Source organism: Blautia sp. 1033sp1_1033st1_G9_1033SCRN_220408, assembly GCF_040929965.1.
GTDB classification, from domain to species: domain Bacteria; phylum Bacillota; class Clostridia; order Lachnospirales; family Lachnospiraceae; genus Blautia_A; species Blautia_A ammoniilytica.
Window position 1 is genome coordinate 1 of the sequence record NZ_JBFKZO010000004.1, and the last position, 16233, is coordinate 16233.

Below are 16233 nucleotides of genomic sequence, written 5' to 3' on the forward strand. Positions count from 1 at the left end.
CCAGATTACAGTACTGCAAAGATACTTGGAATTGATTATGCAATGCAGGGAATGGCAGTATTTTCAGAAAAGATTGAAACGGGAGAAGCAGGTTTCTTCAGAAAAAATGAAAAAAGGCTGGCGAGGGAGCAACGAAAGTTGTCAAGATGCGTACGAGGAAGCCATAATTATGAACTGCAGAAAAAGAAAGTTGCCAGATGTCATGAAAAGATACGAAATCAGCGAAGAGATTATCTGCACAAACTTAGTCGAAAGATCGCAGACAGTTATGATGCAGTTGCAGTGGAAAATATCGATATGAAAGCAATGGGGCAGTGTCTGCATTTCGGAAAAAGCGTACAGGATAATGGATATGGAATGTTCAGGGAAATGTTAGACTATAAACTGGCGTGGAAAGGAAAGAAAATGGTAAAGGTAGACCGTTTCTTTCCTTCCAGTAAAAAATGCTGTAAATGTGGAAGGATAAAGAAAGAACTGAAATTATCCGAAAGAGTCTATCGCTGTGCGTGTGGAAATGAGATGGATAGAGATCGTAATGCAGCAATCAACATCCGAGAAGAGGCAAGAAGGATGTTGATTGCATAAACTGTCCGTATCCGGACAATAGAAAAATAAGAAAATATGCCCGTGTCCGGGCAAAAGAATCGCGGGGCACGCGAGGATAGCTTGTAGATACTTGGCTCAGTAGAGCCATTGAGCAAGAAGCCCCCACTTCAAAATTAGAGATTTAAGTGGTGGGAGTATGTCACTACTGTTCATTTTACCCGTAGTAATGGGCGCTTTTTTCAGCGTTTTCACCTTCTAAAAAGAATTGAAACAAGTTTTTTCCTGTGCTATGATATACGAAGCAATTTTTCAGGATACAGAGGTGGGTTCAATGAACAGACAGGCTATTATACAAAAGTTCATATGCTTCGCACTGGGGATCATTATGGTCATTGCAGGGGCGTACTTTGCAGATGTGCAGGCCGAAGCAGTTGGACGTCTGGAACAGAGCCCGGCTTTAGTTTCATTGATGTCACCGGAACTTGCAAGAAGTAATCAGGACACCGCAGAAGAGCCGTCCGGTCTTCGTCAGGCTTGTGAGTTCCTGGAAGAGGCAAGACGTTATCTGCAAAGGAACGGCATTGCGGTATGCCTGATCGTTTTGGCGGCAATCTGTTTTTTGGTAAATTTTCATTACATGGAAAAGAAAAGACGGTTCTGCATTCTCTGCAATGTGGGTGGACGAAGTCAGATCATAAGATATATACATCAGCAGGATGGAAGAAAGCACTGATCTTCTGTATACGGAAAAAGGATAATGATATCCAAGATACATATATGGAGGAAAAGAGAGAATGATATCACAGATATTGGCTGTAATAATTTTTCTGGCAATGTTCATTTTAATTATTACAGAAGTTTGGGAAAGACACATTGTGACGTTGGGATGTGCTCTTCTGACCCTGGTAGTTATTTTTGGTATCTGTATGCGTAGCCCAAGTGCGATTATAGATACCTTGAACCTGAAAACCTTTTTCACAGAAGCATTCTGGCACACAACCGGACAGGCCAGTGAATCCTCTGGCGGTATTAACTGGGAAACCATCGTATTTATTGCCGGAATGATGATTATGGTGGAAGGTATGGCCAAATCCGGATTTTTCCGTTGGCTGTGTATGAAGATCGCCAAGATGGTCAAATATCAGATCATCCCGATTTTTATCACATTTATGGTACTTTCCTTTGTACTTGCAATGTTTATCGACAGCATTACCGTGATCCTGTTCCTGGCAGCTGTTACGGTGGAACTGTCCCAGCTGTTAAAGTTTAACCCTGTGCCAATGATCCTGTCTGAGATCTTTTGCGCAAATCTTGGTGGATCGGCTACTATGTGCGGAGATCCGCCAAACATTATCATTGGAACATCCCTGGGAATGTCATTTTCTGACTTTGTGACCAATACAGGTCTGATCGCAATTGTATCTCTTGTTGCAGTTGTGATTTATTTCTATCTGGTATTCAGAAAGGAACTGACCTCTAATACCGTCACAAAGAATCCGGCAGATTATCCGGATCCTTCAGAGGCTATTACCAGTAAAGGCGGATTTGTGATCAGCTGGATTATTTTCCTGTGTGCAGTGGTTCTTTTGGTAACACATTCCCAGACTGGACTTACCGTATCCTGCATTGGAGTATTCATTGCTCTTGTCACATTGCTTACAGCAGGAAGAGATGCACTTGATCTTCTGAAGAAAGTAGATTACAAAACCCTTCTGTTCTTTGTAGGACTGTTTGTCGTCGTAGGCGGTCTGGAAAAGACCGGAATCCTTACGTTGCTGGCTGGCTTTATCGGAAATGTCAGTGGAGGTAATCTGAAAGTAATGATTGCCATTATCATCTGGGTATCTGCAATTGCAAGTGCATTTATTGATAATATTCCATTTGCTGCTACCATGATCCCGGTGATCAACAGTCTGGCAGCTACGCAGGGAATTGAGATTTCTATCCTTGCATGGGCACTTGCTATGGGAACCGATATTGGAGGAAGTGCCACACCGATCGGAGCATCTGCCAATGTTGTGGGTATTGCCACAGCAGCAAAGAGCGGTCATATGATCAAGTGGGGAAGATATTGCAAATCTATGGCTCCGGCGACCATACTTGTGATTCTGATCTCCATGGTTATGATATATGTACGTTATTTACCGTGATGGGAGGGAAGAGAAGATGAAGCAGTTAATTATTTCAATCGGACGAGAGTTCGGAAGTGCAGGACATGAGATCGCAGAGCGCTTGGCGAAGCGTTATGGACTGCCGCTGTATGACCACAATCTTTTGGATGAAGTGGCTGCCAGTCATAATATGGATAGCCAGGAGCTTCAGGAATATGACGAAATGAAGCACAACAAATTTTTGTACCGCTCTATCAATGGGATGAGCAGTTCACCGGCCGACAATGTGGCAAACATGCAGTTTAACTTTCTTCTGGATAAAGCAGAGAAAGGCCAGTCTTTTGTGATCGTAGGCCGTTGCTCTGAAACCATTCTGAAAGATTATGAAGGACTGGTTTCTGTCTTTATCATTGGTGACATGGAAAGTAAAGTAGCCCGTGTGCAGCATCTTTATGGAAAAAGCGAGAAAGAAGCTGAAAGATTCATTAGAGAAAAAGACAGAAAAAGAAAGAAATACCATGACAGTCACTGTAAATCAAAATGGTCAGATTCCCATACTTATGATCTGAGCCTGAACAGCAGTAAGTTAGGACTTGAGGGAAGCGTGGATTTCCTGGCAGACTACATTGACAGACGCATGAAAGGAACAAAATAAACCTGTAACAATAAAAATAATAAAAGTAATAAAAGCAATAAAAGTAATAAACCAAAAAATGCCAATCAGGAAATGGCGCAGTCTTTAAAAAGGCTGCGCTATTTTCATTGAAACAGAAAGTGCGGTAAGGTTAGGGCTTGACAACATACCGGGAATTGGATAAATATAGATATAAGATAATCGGGAAAGCACTTTCCTGGCTGTTATCACATTCCATTATAAAAATGTTCAACTAGGAAAATACACAAGAAAGAGGAAAAGACAATGAAACGATTTTTTGGTACAGACTCCCCATTGTTCAGATTTATGACCATCCTTCTGGAATTGGCAGAGATCAATCTGCTCTTCATCTTATGCTCCCTGCCGGTTGTGACCATGGGAGCCTCCTACGCAGCCATGACAGACAGTATGAATGAAATGCATGTTCACGGTGAAGGTTGTTTTTCAGCAAAACGGTTCTTCCAGGTGTTCAAAAAAAGCCTGAAGCCTATGATTCCGATCGGGACCGTGATCTTGGTATGCTGCATTGGGCTTGGCTTTAATGTGAATTATGTTTTGAAAACCATGGAAGGGACAGGACAGGACGTATCTTATTCTGCGGGATTTATGTGGTACTTTTCCTGATCCTGTCAGGTATCTTTCAGTATTCAGCATTTATTGCAGCTAAAACAGAAAAATGGAATAAAGATGAGTTGAAAAACAGTTTTCTGCTGGCTCTGGCCAAATTTCCTCTGGTGATCCTGACTACACTTCTCACTGCTTCAGTTCTTTCGGTACTTATGATGTCTGTATCACTTATGCTGCGTATGCTGCCGCTGATTCTTCTCTTCTGGTTTTCCTGTCCTGCCTACGTCTGTGTAGGATTACACAGAAGGGCACTGAAGCCGCTGCTTCCGGAGCTGTTCAGCGAGGAAGATTAGAAACAAGGATATGAGGCAAGACATAGACTATGAGCATAAAAGTGGAATATCAGCTGGGAGATGACTCCCACCTCTATAGGTGGTGAGAAACAAGCTGGTATCAGTGGTGGGAGTCAATCCCCCAGCTGATATAGCCTCCGGCAGGATTGCAGAGGTGCGCAGGAGAAGTAAGTCATGCAATTGCATGACGCGCACCTCGCAGCAAGAATGCCGAGGCATTCTTGAATTTCCTGTGATATGCGAATATAGGGTAGGATTATGGGAGTGCATAGTATGAAGCAATCTGCAGGTATCATAGCCGTGGGCTTTTGATCCAATATGATAAGAATAGAAGTGTACAGAAAAGCATAGAAGGCCTTAGCGAAGAAAACGCTTACCTAAAACAGCGGGAAAAGCCGGAAAAGTATCCAAAAACAAACATTCAAAACTATGCATAGTGACGAAAACGATCAAAAAGCAAGGAAAAGTTTAGAATATTATTGACAAAAACAGGAAAGAGTGATAACTTCTTAATCAAGGAAAGGGCTTTCCTGATAAGCGGAGGAATAAGGCATGGCAGTTACGATTGAAGACATTGCAAACGAGGCAAAGGTTTCCATCGCTACCGTATCCCGAGTGATCAACGATACAAAGGCGGTAAGCCCGGAACTGAAACAAAGAGTTCTGGATGCGGTAGAAAGGAACCGGTTCAAACCCAACACATTTGCCAAAGGACTGGCAACAGATAAGTCCAATATCATTGGCGTGATCGTGCGGGACGTTTCCAATTCGGTTATTTCTACAAGCATTAAAGGAATCAACCGTGTCTGTCAGAAGAAAGGCTTTACAGTAATGATCTGTGAGTCGGACGGAGACAGGAAGAAAGAAAAGGTGCTGCTTGAGAGAATGCAGGAGCAGAGGGTATCCGGAGTGTTGCTGGCAGGTATGAACATTGACAGTGACTGTGTGAAATGGATGCTGGATCTGGATTTTCCTGTGGTACTTCTTACACAGCAGGCTTCTGACGGAAAAACAAAGATCAATACAGTGATCCATGACAATAAGAAAGCTGTGATCGATGCGGTAGAGTTTCTGGCAGCCAATGGACATAAGCGCATCGCTTATATCAGTGGACCTAAGGAGGACTATTCTTCTGGGACATTAAGGCTTCAGGGCTTTCGCGAGGCAGTAGATAAGTTAGGACTGGAGATACCGGAGTCCTATATTACCATCGGTGATTTCTCCTACGACAGTGGAGTAAAGGCTATGCAGCGGATCTATGAGGAGAGCATGGTACTTCCTACAGCTGTGCTTGCCTGCTGTGATATGACGGCGGTTGGCGCTCAGGCGTGCATTGCCAAGTTTGGCATGAAGGTACCGGAAGACATTTCCGTTATGGGGATCGACGATTCTGAGGTTTCTATGTATGTGACCCCTGCATTATCTACGGTACGGATTCCTTATTATGATGAGGGCAAGAAAGCAGCCGAAGAGCTGTTTTCCCTGATTGAAAACCAGGAGAAAACCACTGAGAAGCTTACATATGTTCCTCACAAGATCATCCGCAGATTCAGCGTTAAAAAGATTTGATGATACAAGAATTGTAAGATTATAAAGTATGAAATAATCCACAGGTATCATAGTTAAGCAGTAATAATAGAAAGATTTGTTCATTTCTGATGAGCACAGGCATCCTGCTTTGTAACATCAGCTGTTATCAGGCAGGATACTTTTTTAGAAAGTGGGTAAGCGCTTTCCTACGGGAAAACTGCGGCCTTTTTCAGAAAAAATTTAAGAAACTGTTCCCGAAAGGGTGCAAGATAAAAAATCATATATCTAAGGAGGATATAACATGAAAAAAACAATGTTACGAAGAGCTACAGCACTTGGCGTGATCGCAGCTATGACTGCATCTCAGTCTGCTTTCGTCTTTGCAGATGAGGAAAACGCATCCGGCGACAAGATCACACTTACTTTTGCTTTTGATGAGGGCGTTGGCACTCCTACAGAAGAAGCAATCAAGGCATTCAACGAGAGCCAGGACAAGATCGAGGTTCAGTCCTATCATCTTCCACAGGACGCTAACAACCTTCATGATGATTTTGTAAACAAGATGGTATCTGAGGATACAAGCATCGATGTTATGGCACTTGATGTTGTTTACGTAGCAGAGTTTGCATCTGCCGGATGGGTCGAGGCACTGGATGATCTGTACACAGAGGATGAGCTGAGCGCATACCTGGATGGTACAGTAGAAGGTGCAAAATACGATGGTAAGCTTTATGCAGCACCATGGTTCACAAACGCATCTGCACTGTTCTATCGTACAGATGTACTTGAGGATCTGGGAATTACAGAAGTTCCAACCACATATCAGGGATGGATCGATGTATATGAGAAGCTTGGCGAAGATTCCGGTATTGATTATGCATTCTGCTACCAGGGAGCACAGAGCGAGGCTATGGTTTGCAACTGGGTTGAGTTCCTTGCATCCTTCGGCGCAAGTGTACTTGACGAGGACGGAAATCCTACATGCAATACTCAGGAAGCAATCGATGCTACACAGCTGATGCATGATTACATTGGAACATATGCTCCGGAAGGAACAACCACATATGCTGAGACAGAGTCACAGCAGGTATTCCAGGAGGGCAAAGCTCTCACATGCCGTACATGGTCCGGTACATGGAATACATTTAACGATGCAGAGCAGTCTGAAGTTGCAGGAAAAGTTGGTATGACAATGCTTCCTGTATACAATGAAGGCGATACAGCACACAGCTGCCTTGGCGGTCTTGACCTTGCTGTAAATACATACATTGACGACGAGCACAAAGAAGCAGCTAAGACATTCATCAAATGGTTATCTTCTGAGGAAGAAGAGAAAGCATTCTGCCTCAGCTCTTCTCAGCCGCCGACAGTAAAAGCTGTTTACTCTGATGCAGATGTACTTGAGCAGATCCCATTCTACACAGATTTCTATTCAATCATCGAGACTGGTAAAGGCCGTCCATCTACTCCGGATTACTCCTTATTATCTGATGCAATCCAGAGAAACGTACATGCAGCTCTGACTGGAGAGACCCCTGTAGAAGACGCATTAAATGCACTTCAGGAAGAGGCAGAAGGACTTCAGTAATTATAGAAGTCTGACCGGAAAGTAATTTTGAACGCAGATCGCAAAGCGACCGCGTTCATGAGCAAGTAGCGGAGCGGATTGCAAATTTCCGCTTTACAAGATAGTTATTACCGGGGCTGCTGCACTAAATACGCACTGATGAATAAAATGCATATTTATTCACAGCGGCTGTTTATTGCAGCAGCCCTGTTTTTGAGACAGGCAATGGAGGAATAAAACCTTGAAAACGAAAAAGATGAAATCGCAGGTTAAGGAGGCAAGAACTGCATGGGCTATGCTTGCTCCTGCCCTTGTTGTTCTGGGAGTGATCCAGGCATACCCTATTCTGCGTACCTTTTGGCTCAGCTTTCATGAGATGAACCTGAAAAGGCCACAGACAGGATTTCCATGGATCGGACTTGAAAATTATGCAAAAATCCTGTCCGACAGCCGTGCCGGTGAGGACATTATGTTCACACTGAAATTTACAATTGCAACGGTGGCACTGGAGTTGATCATCGGCTTTGCAGCAGCTCTGATCATGAACCGGGCATTTAAGGGAAGAGGTCTGGTACGTGCAGCGATCCTTGTGCCTTGGGCAATTCCCACATCTGTATCTGCTATGATGTGGAAATTTATCTACAATGATCAGTATGGTATGTTTAATGATATTCTTTACAGACTTGGCATCATTGACGGATATAAAGCATGGCTCAGTACAAGGAGCGGAAGCTTTATGGCTATGGTGATCACGGATGTATGGAAAACGGCACCGTATATGGCGCTGCTGCTTCTGGCCGGATTGCAGGTTATTGACGAGGGACTGTATGAGGCGGCAAAAATCGATGGTGCAAATGTATTCCAGAGATTTTTCAAGATCACGCTGCCCATCGTAAAGCCATCCCTGTTGGTTGCACTTCTGTTCAGAACACTGGATGCATTCCGTGTATTCGACCTTGTAAGCGTATTGACAGGCGGTGCCAATGGTACAGAGAGTATTGCCATGTATGCATACAAGCAGCTGATGACCTTCCTGAATTTCGGTTATGGTTCAGCACTTGCCATTCTGATCTTTATTATTGTATTTGGAATCAGTCTGATTTACATGTGCTTCCTGAAGAAAGATTTGACTGCAGAGTAGAGGTGTATTTATGAGTAAGAAAACAAAACGTACAGTAGGATGGGTTGCATTTTATATATTTGTTGCAGCATTCGTTGTTTTACTGCTGCTTCCTTTTATCTGGCAGTTCCTGACTTCCGTGAAACCATTAAATGAGATTGCAGAGATGCCTGCGAAATGGATCCCAAGCTATTTCCATGGCCAGTTCTATGTGAATGTATTTACAAAGCATCCGTTTGCACGATATATGCTGAACAGTCTGATCGTGGCAACTTCTGCCACACTGCTCAGTCTGCTGATCGGCGCATCAGCTGCTTATGCATTATCACGCCTTCATTTTAAAGGCAGGGCTGTTTTACTGATGGTGATCCTGGGAGTATCCATGTTCCCTACCATTGCAACATTGTCACCACTGTATCTGATCCTGAAAAATATGAACCTGCTGAATACCTACCAGGGACTTATCCTTACTTATATCGGATTTTCCCTTCCAATGGCAATCTGGCTGATGACCAACTTCTTCTCCCAGATTGAAAAAGGATTTGAGGAAGCAGCAGCAATTGACGGATGCAGTCATTTCCAGACATTTGTAAAGATCATGCTTCCGCTGATCAAACCGGCTACATTTTCTGTAGGACTTCTGGTATTTATCAACTGTTGGAATGAGTATCTGTATTCACTTACATTTATGAGCAAAGATGCAATGAGAACAGTACCTGTTGGAATTGCTCTTTTCCCAAGCAACTATCAGCTGCCATGGGGAGATATGGCAGCAGCTTCCATTGTCTGCACACTGCCACTGATCGCACTGGTACTTATTTTCCAGAAGAACATTGTAGCAGGTCTGACAACTGGTGGTATGAAAGGTTGATTTTTGGAAACTATTCAGTAGAAAGGAAAATAATATAATGGAACATATCGCACTGACAGAAAAACTGGAATTCAGCCGCATTATCGCAGGCTGCATGCGTACATTGGATGCAGGGATGGACGGTGATAAGCTTCGTGCTTTCGTTCATGGCTGCATGGACCTGGGTATTGATACATTCGACCATGCACCGGTATATGGAGCTGGCAAATGTGAGAAAATTTTCGGAGATGAGGTACTTAGAAAAGATCCTTCTCTTCGTGACAAAATGAAAATCGTTACAAAAGCAGGTATTATTTTACCGGGACAGAAGGGAAATTCCCATATTTATTATGATTCCACAAAGGAAAATATCCTGGCTGAGATGGATGCATCTCTGGAGCGCCTGGGTACAGACCATGTAGATCTTCTTCTGATCCATCGTCCGGATGTGCTGAGCAATCCACAGGAGACTGCTGAGGCCCTGGCACAGATCGTAAAAGAAGGAAAAGCCCTCAATGTTGGTGTATCCAACTATGAGCCTGCACAGCTGGAAGCACTTCAGAAATACCTGCCGGTTAAGGTCGTTGCAAACCAGATGGAGTTCTCTGTAAAAGCTACTTACAATTTCTTCAACGGTGTTGTAGACAATGCACAGATGAACCAGACAGGCCTTATGGCATGGTCCCCGCTTGGCGGCGGCAGCGTATTCAAGGGTGAGGATGAGCAGTCTGTACGTCTTCGCGCAGAGATCCAGAAGATCGCTGAAGCACATCAGGTAAGCATGGATGTGGTTATGTATGCATTTGTTCTTCGTCATCCGGCTAAGATCATGCCGATCACCGGAACCATGAACCTGGATCGTGTGAAAAATGCAGTGGATGCACTGAAGCTTGAGCTTACCTATGATGAGTGGTATGCGATCCTGGCTGCATCCCGCGGATTTGATGTGCCGTGATCATAGATTCTTGTATAGGATAAGATTGTACGAAAAGGGAGAAGTCCCTTTTCGTGCTGCCTAAACGAAAAGAGGAGTAGACATAAAATGGGAAAAGTAAAATATGCGGTAATTGGTTCCGGATGGCGTGCCGAATTTTATATCCGTATTGCAAAGGCTGTTCCGGAAAAATTTGATCTGACAGCTGTTTTGATAAGAGATGAAGAAAAAGGCAGAAAGTTCAGTGAAAAATTTGGCGTCAAAGTAGTAAATACAGTTGATACTTTGATGAAAGATGAGCCGGAGTTTGTTGTTCTGGCAATCAAACGTGGCTGCGTAACAGATTATCTGCTTGAACTGTTTGAAAAAGGTATTCCTGTACTTACAGAAACACCTCCTGGAGAAAGTCAGGAGGATCTGCAGAAGCTGTGGAGTGCTTATGAGAAATATCAGCCTAAAATCCAGGTGGCAGAGCAGTATTTCCTGCAGCCGCTGTATGCATCCTGGCATAAAGCCATTGCAGATATGAAACTGATCGGAAATGTGGAAAATATTAATATTTCTGCACTGCATGGATATCACGGGATCAGCATGATCCGATGGATGCTTGGCACAAAGGGACAGAAATGTACCATGTACGGAAAAAGATATCATTTTTCTGTGACAGAGACTTATGGCCGTGAGGGAATGGCTTTTGATGGAGAAACCTTTGTATGCCCAAGAGATCGTGTGACTCTGGAATTTGAAAACGGACAGGTGGCATTTTTTGATTTCTCTGATCCGGCACAGTATCATTCCTTTATCCGTACCCGTCAGCTGTCCGTTCAGGGAGACAGAGGAGAGATCGATGATCTTACCATTCGTTATCTTACACCAGAGAATATCCCTGTAACACAGGAACTGAACAGGATCGACCTTGGCGTTTATGGTAATCAGGAGTGGTCCCATTTTGCGATTATGCTTGGGGAAAAATTCCTTTATAAGACACCATTTGTTAATGCCAGACTGAATGATGATGAGATTGCTGTAGGAAGTCTGCTTCTTGGTATGTCAGAGTATGTAAAGAGTGGAAAAGAAATCTACTCTCTTGCAGATGCGCTTCAGGATATGTACCTTTGCCTGAAAATGGAAGAGGCAATGGCTGATCCATATAAGCCTGTGGTAACTGAGAAACAGCCTTGGGATGCAGCTTTAAAGATTTGATGGCAAAAAAGAGCCAGTGAAACAGGAGTGTGAAAAATGTCTGACCCTATGAAGTGGAAACCGGAATTTAGAAATCGATATGAATGCCGGGAGGCGGAACTGAGATCTTTATATGAGCAGCTGTATCCGGGACAAAAGGAAGGCTTTGCTTATCTGATACAGCGTATGTATCAGAATTATGTGGAACGCCCTGTACCATTACGGAAAATTGACCGGAAGCGGGAGAAAGATCCCGGCTGGTACAAAGGCAATGATATTCTGGGTATGATGATGTACACAGATGCATTTGCAGGTACGCTGCAGGGGGTAAAGGAAAAGCTGGATTATGTAAAATCCTGTGGTGTAAATTATCTCCATATGATGCCTTTGCTGGAAAGCCCGAAAGGCAGAGATGATGGAGGATATGCTGTGGCTGATTTCAGAAAGGTAAAGCCGGAGCTGGGAACCATTGAAGACCTGAAGGAGCTGACTTCTTTATGCCATGAGCAGGGAATCAGCTGCTGTCTGGATTTTGTAATGAACCATACCAGTGAAGACCATGCCTGGGCAAAAGCAGCAAGAGCCGGAGATCCACAGGCCAGAAGCCGGTATTTCTTTTATGATAATTGGGATATTCCCAACCGGTATGAAGAAACAACACCCCAGGTCTTTCCAACCACCGCACCTGGGAATTTCACCTGGCTGCCGGATTGCAACCAGGTAGTGATGACCACCTTTTATCCATATCAGTGGGATCTTAATTATGCAAATTGCATGGTATTTAATGATATGGTGGATAACATGCTGTTCCTTACCAATTGCGGAATCGATGTGATCCGTTTGGATGCAGTACCTTATATATGGAAGGAACTGGGAACAAAATCCAGAAATCTGCCACAGGTCCATACTCTTGTACGTATGATGCGCCTGGTTAGTGAGATTGTATGCCCGGGAGTACTGCTTCTGGGAGAAGTGGTGATGGAGCCTGCCAAGGTACTGCCTTATTTTGGCAGCGTTGATAAACCGGAATGCCATATGCTTTACAATGTTACAACTATGGCAAGTACCTGGAATACCATTGCCACAAAGGATGTGAGTCTTCTTAGAAGACAGATGGATCAGGTATGTGCTCTTCCCAAGGAATATGTTTTCCTGAATTATCTTAGATGTCATGATGACATCGGATGGGGGCTGGACTATGATTGGCTGAAGCAGTTTGGCATTGAGGAAGTGCCACATAAAAAGTATCTGAACGATGTGCTTACCGGAAGAGGGTATGACTCAGATGCAAGAGGTGAGCTTTATAATGACGATCCAAGGCTGGGGGATGCCCGGCTGTGCGGAACAACTGCTTCTCTGTGCGGACTGGAGACTGCCTTGTACGAAAACAATCCGGATAAAGTGAAACGGGCAGTTGCCTGTGATCTGATGCTGCATGCATATCTTCTGATCCAGAGCGGAATTCCCGTCCTCTACAGTGGGGATGAGGTTGGTCAGTTGAATGACTACAGCTATAAAGAAAATCCTGATAAATGTGCAGACAGCCGTTATCTGCACAGGGGAAAATTTCAGTGGGAAAAGCTGAAAAAAACAGATAAGAATTACAGGGTTTCCATGGAGATTTTCCATACACTCCGAAAAATGGAAGAGATTCGTGAACAGCATCCGGTATTTAACGGAAAAGCGGATGTGTGGACATTTGACACAGGCTATTCCCATGTGCTTGGTATCGGCCGTTACCTGGACGGGGAAGAGATCCGTGCATATTTCAATTTCAGCGAGTATGAATTGGATGAGGTATGGATGCCAATGGATGAAGGCAGGAAATATACAGACCTGCTTAGCGGCATGACCATGGAAGCAGCAGGAAATCATCTTTCTGGCTATGGATGCCGTTGGTTTTACAGAAAATACAATCATTAAAAATAATCATTAAAAAATAACGCCCTCTTAATGATGAAACCGCGTATTTGGTATTAATTACTAAATATGCGGTTTTTGATTTGTATTACTTACACAAAGCTGATAAAAATTAAAGTCAAACGATTGACAAAAGAGAATAAAATTTATATAATCAGTACATAGTCAAACGATTGATAAAAGTATTTATTGTGCAAATTAGTAGCCGCCAGATGTGCTTTTGTCTTATAACAGCTAAGGCATCAGGCAGTTTCGCAGTTACGCAGGCTGCTTGTAAGAGAGGAGGAGTAGAGAGTGAACATAACAGATGAAGTTCAGGTTAAGCTTGACAGAGTGAGAGGACTTATGAAGGAGAAGCACCTGGATGTGGTCCTGCTTTCTAAGAACGAGAATTTTTTCTGGATTACCGGTGGTAAGAGCGCTTTTGTAGATAAGTCAGGACCAGCGGCATCCAAGATCATGATCACTGCAGAACAGAATTATGTGGTTTGTAATTCAAGTGAGAGATACCGTGTAATGGATGAGGAGTTGACAGATGGTACATTTGAATTGATCCCATACCTTTGGCATGAAAGTGAGGCAAAGGTCCTGGAGCAGTATCTGGCAGGTAAGAAGGTAGCCAGCGACAATGGATGCTATGGGGAGGATATTGGAACAGATATCCAGCACCTGCGTTACGTGCTTACAGATGCAGAGGTTGCCCGTTTCCGCATGATCGGACCTGAAGCAGCACAGATTCTTGAGGATTGCTGCCGACAGATTAAGAAGGGTGACTCTGAGATGGAAGTAGCCGGTATGGTGAACGGTGCTTTTTTTGCAAAAGGATATCAGATGCCGGTTACGCTGGTAGCAGCAGATGAACGTCTTAAGAAATACCGCCACCCCATTCCTACAGACAATCGTGTAGAGAAATATATGATGGTTGCCATCTGTCCACAGAAATATGGCCTTACGGTATCTCTTACCAGATTGGTTTCTTTTGGCCAGGTGGATGAGGACAAGAAGAAACGGCTGGATGCAGTGCTTAAAGTAGATGCAGCATATATTTTATCTACAGTACCCGGTGTTAAGGCCAAGGATGTACTGGAGGCTGGTAAGAAGGTTTATGAAGAAGAGGGATATGGGGAAGATTTCCATCTTCACCATCAGGGCGGCGCTCTTGGTTATCCTACCAGGGATTATTGTACAGACTTTTCCAATACAGAGACAGTACTGGAGCATCAGGCTTTTTCTTGGAATCCTACTATTGCCGGAGTTAAGGCAGAGGATACTTTTATTGTGATAGACGGGAAGCCGGAAGTGATCTCTCATACAGGCAGCTGGGTATACGAAGATGTAACATACAAAGGGCAGCATATTTTAAGACCGGGTATCTTGGTTTTATAAAGAATAATTAAGGAGAAACAAATGGGCGAAGTTGTTTTGAAATTAAAGGGTGTCTGCAAAGAGTTCCCAGGTGTAAAGGCTCTGGACGGAGTGGATCTGGAAGTACGTGAAGGCGAGGTTATGGCACTTCTGGGAGAGAACGGAGCAGGCAAAAGTACACTTATGAAATGCCTGACAGGAGTGTATCAGCGTGATGCCGGTTCTATCCAGTTCAAGGGAAAAGAGATCAATTATACCAATGCCAGGCAGGCACAGGATGACGGGATTTCCATTATCCACCAGGAACTTAATCTGATTCCTAAGATGAAAGTATATGAGAATATTTTCCTGGGCAGAGAGCTTAAGAATAAGATGGGCAAGATCGATATTAAGCAGATGTACAATAAGACAGCAGAGATGCTGAAGTCCATGAATGTAGATCTGAAGCCTGATCAGAAGATCTGTGAGTTATCTGTGGCACAACAGCAGATGGTTGAGATCGCTAAGGCCCTTCTTTTGGATACCAAGGTGATCGTTATGGATGAGCCTACAGATGCACTTACCGATTCAGAGGTAGTCAGCCTGTTTAAGATCATCAATGATCTTAGGGACAGGAAGAAAGCAGTTGTTTATATTTCCCATAGACTGGAAGAGATTTTTGAGATCTGTGACAGGGCCACCATCCTCCGCGACGGCGCATTCATCGGTGAGAAGAAAGTTTCAGAGCTTACCTATGATGAACTGATCAGCATGATGGTTGGGCGTAAGCTGGAGAATCAGTTCCCTTATGAGGCAATGAAGCCTGGTAAGACAGTCCTTTCCGTGAAGAATCTGAGTAATGATTATGTACATGATATTTCTTTTGATGTCAAGGCCGGTGAGGTATTGGGTGTGGCAGGTCTTGTAGGTGCAGGACGTACAGAGCTAGCCAAGACTTTATATGGTGTTTTCCATTACGACAAGGGTACCGTGGAGCTGGACGGACAGCAGATCCATCCCAAAAACCCAAGTGATGCCATCAGGAATGGCATTTATTATATGACTGAGGACAGAAAGGGTGACGGTCTTGTATTGATCATGAATGTAAAGGAGAATATCTCTCTTTCTTCATCAGACAAGATTACCAGCAGCGGTCATATCAATGAGAAAAAAGACAGAGAATATGCAGAAGATTATGTGAAAAAGATGCGTATCAAAACACCGTCTGTTTTCCAAAAAACAAGAAATCTTTCAGGCGGCAATCAGCAGAAGGTCATTCTGGCAAAAGCAATGATGTCTGATCCCAAGGTGCTGATTCTTGATGAGCCTACAAGAGGTATTGATGTTGGAGCAAAGAAAGAGATTTATCTTCTGATCAATGAACTTCGCAGGCAGGGAAAAGCAGTGATTATGATTTCTTCAGAAATGCCGGAGATTCTGGGTATGAGTGATCGTATTATGATTCTCCATGAAGGTCAGAAAAAGGGAGAACTGAGCAGAGAAGAGGCAACACAAGAGAAGATCATGGATAAGATTCTTAGTTAAAGGGAGAAC

At 43.7% G+C, this 16233-nt stretch carries 15 protein-coding genes; all 15 read left to right on the forward strand.

From position 1 onward, the window contains the following. A partial coding sequence (locus AB5916_RS04245) for an RNA-guided endonuclease InsQ/TnpB family protein (protein ID WP_368189380.1) occupies positions 1-585 on the forward strand: 585 nt, incomplete at its 5' end. Between the two features lie 250 nt (positions 586-835). Next, positions 836-1279: a hypothetical protein gene (locus AB5916_RS04250; protein ID WP_368189381.1), complete on the forward strand. Its 444-nt coding sequence runs from the start codon at positions 836-838 to the stop codon at positions 1277-1279. Positions 1280-1340: 61 nt separating this feature from the next. Next, positions 1341-2696 (forward strand): SLC13 family permease, encoded by a 1356-nt coding sequence (locus AB5916_RS04255; RefSeq protein ID WP_368189382.1) that lies wholly within the window; start codon positions 1341-1343, stop codon positions 2694-2696. A 16-nt stretch (positions 2697-2712) separates the two neighbouring features. Next, positions 2713-3312 carry an AAA family ATPase gene (locus AB5916_RS04260; protein ID WP_158422138.1) on the forward strand — a complete coding sequence of 200 codons (600 nt, stop codon included), beginning with the start codon at positions 2713-2715 and terminating at the stop codon, positions 3310-3312. Positions 3313-3576: 264 nt separating this feature from the next. Then, the gene (locus AB5916_RS04265) at positions 3577-3936 is read left to right on the forward strand and encodes a DUF624 domain-containing protein (RefSeq protein ID WP_368189383.1); all 360 of its coding nucleotides are present in this window, start codon (positions 3577-3579) and stop codon (positions 3934-3936) included. Then, positions 3921-4232, forward strand: a complete 312-nt coding sequence (locus AB5916_RS04270; protein WP_368189384.1) for a hypothetical protein — start codon at positions 3921-3923, stop codon at positions 4230-4232. The genes AB5916_RS04265 and AB5916_RS04270 overlap by 16 nt, the downstream gene beginning before the upstream one ends. A 552-nt stretch (positions 4233-4784) precedes the next feature. After that, positions 4785-5801 carry a LacI family DNA-binding transcriptional regulator gene (locus AB5916_RS04275; RefSeq protein WP_158422135.1) on the forward strand — a complete coding sequence of 339 codons (1017 nt, stop codon included), beginning with the start codon at positions 4785-4787 and terminating at the stop codon, positions 5799-5801. A 262-nt stretch (positions 5802-6063) separates the two neighbouring features. Next, a complete protein-coding gene (locus AB5916_RS04280) occupies positions 6064-7350 on the forward strand; it encodes an ABC transporter substrate-binding protein (RefSeq protein WP_158422134.1) in 1287 nt (428 codons plus the stop codon). A 220-nt stretch (positions 7351-7570) separates the two neighbouring features. Then, a complete protein-coding gene (locus tag AB5916_RS04285) occupies positions 7571-8470 on the forward strand; it encodes a carbohydrate ABC transporter permease (protein ID WP_202188983.1) in 900 nt (299 codons plus the stop codon). 10 nt (positions 8471-8480) lie between these two features. Beyond that, on the forward strand, positions 8481-9320 hold the full coding sequence (locus AB5916_RS04290) for a carbohydrate ABC transporter permease (protein WP_158422133.1): 840 nt from the start codon (positions 8481-8483) through the stop codon (positions 9318-9320). 37 nt (positions 9321-9357) lie between these two features. Beyond that, on the forward strand, positions 9358-10254 hold the full coding sequence (locus AB5916_RS04295; RefSeq protein ID WP_158422132.1) for an aldo/keto reductase: 897 nt from the start codon (positions 9358-9360) through the stop codon (positions 10252-10254). An 87-nt stretch (positions 10255-10341) separates the two neighbouring features. After that, on the forward strand, positions 10342-11436 hold the full coding sequence (locus tag AB5916_RS04300) for a Gfo/Idh/MocA family protein (protein WP_158422131.1): 1095 nt from the start codon (positions 10342-10344) through the stop codon (positions 11434-11436). A 48-nt stretch (positions 11437-11484) separates the two neighbouring features. Further along, on the forward strand, positions 11485-13338 hold the full coding sequence (locus AB5916_RS04305; protein WP_368189386.1) for an alpha-amylase family protein: 1854 nt from the start codon (positions 11485-11487) through the stop codon (positions 13336-13338). Between the two features lie 291 nt (positions 13339-13629). Then, a complete protein-coding gene (locus AB5916_RS04310; protein ID WP_368189387.1) occupies positions 13630-14721 on the forward strand; it encodes a M24 family metallopeptidase in 1092 nt (363 codons plus the stop codon). 21 nt (positions 14722-14742) lie between these two features. Next, on the forward strand, positions 14743-16224 hold the full coding sequence (locus AB5916_RS04315) for a sugar ABC transporter ATP-binding protein (RefSeq protein ID WP_158422128.1): 1482 nt from the start codon (positions 14743-14745) through the stop codon (positions 16222-16224). Positions 16225-16233 lie beyond the last annotated feature (9 nt).

Coding starts and splice junctions, on each gene's coding strand:
- AB5916_RS04315 (WP_158422128.1), top strand. CDS start 14,743: ATGGGCGAAGTTGTTTTGAAATTAAAGGGTGTCTGCAAAGAGTTCCCA.
- AB5916_RS04275 (WP_158422135.1), top strand. CDS start 4,785: ATGGCAGTTACGATTGAAGACATTGCAAACGAGGCAAAGGTTTCCATC.
- AB5916_RS04280 (WP_158422134.1), top strand. CDS start 6,064: ATGAAAAAAACAATGTTACGAAGAGCTACAGCACTTGGCGTGATCGCA.
- AB5916_RS04255 (WP_368189382.1), top strand. CDS start 1,341: ATGATATCACAGATATTGGCTGTAATAATTTTTCTGGCAATGTTCATT.
- AB5916_RS04305 (WP_368189386.1), top strand. CDS start 11,485: ATGAAGTGGAAACCGGAATTTAGAAATCGATATGAATGCCGGGAGGCG.
- AB5916_RS04295 (WP_158422132.1), top strand. CDS start 9,358: ATGGAACATATCGCACTGACAGAAAAACTGGAATTCAGCCGCATTATC.
- AB5916_RS04250 (WP_368189381.1), top strand. CDS start 836: ATGATATACGAAGCAATTTTTCAGGATACAGAGGTGGGTTCAATGAAC.
- AB5916_RS04265 (WP_368189383.1), top strand. CDS start 3,577: ATGAAACGATTTTTTGGTACAGACTCCCCATTGTTCAGATTTATGACC.
- AB5916_RS04290 (WP_158422133.1), top strand. CDS start 8,481: ATGAGTAAGAAAACAAAACGTACAGTAGGATGGGTTGCATTTTATATA.
- AB5916_RS04260 (WP_158422138.1), top strand. CDS start 2,713: ATGAAGCAGTTAATTATTTCAATCGGACGAGAGTTCGGAAGTGCAGGA.
- AB5916_RS04300 (WP_158422131.1), top strand. CDS start 10,342: ATGGGAAAAGTAAAATATGCGGTAATTGGTTCCGGATGGCGTGCCGAA.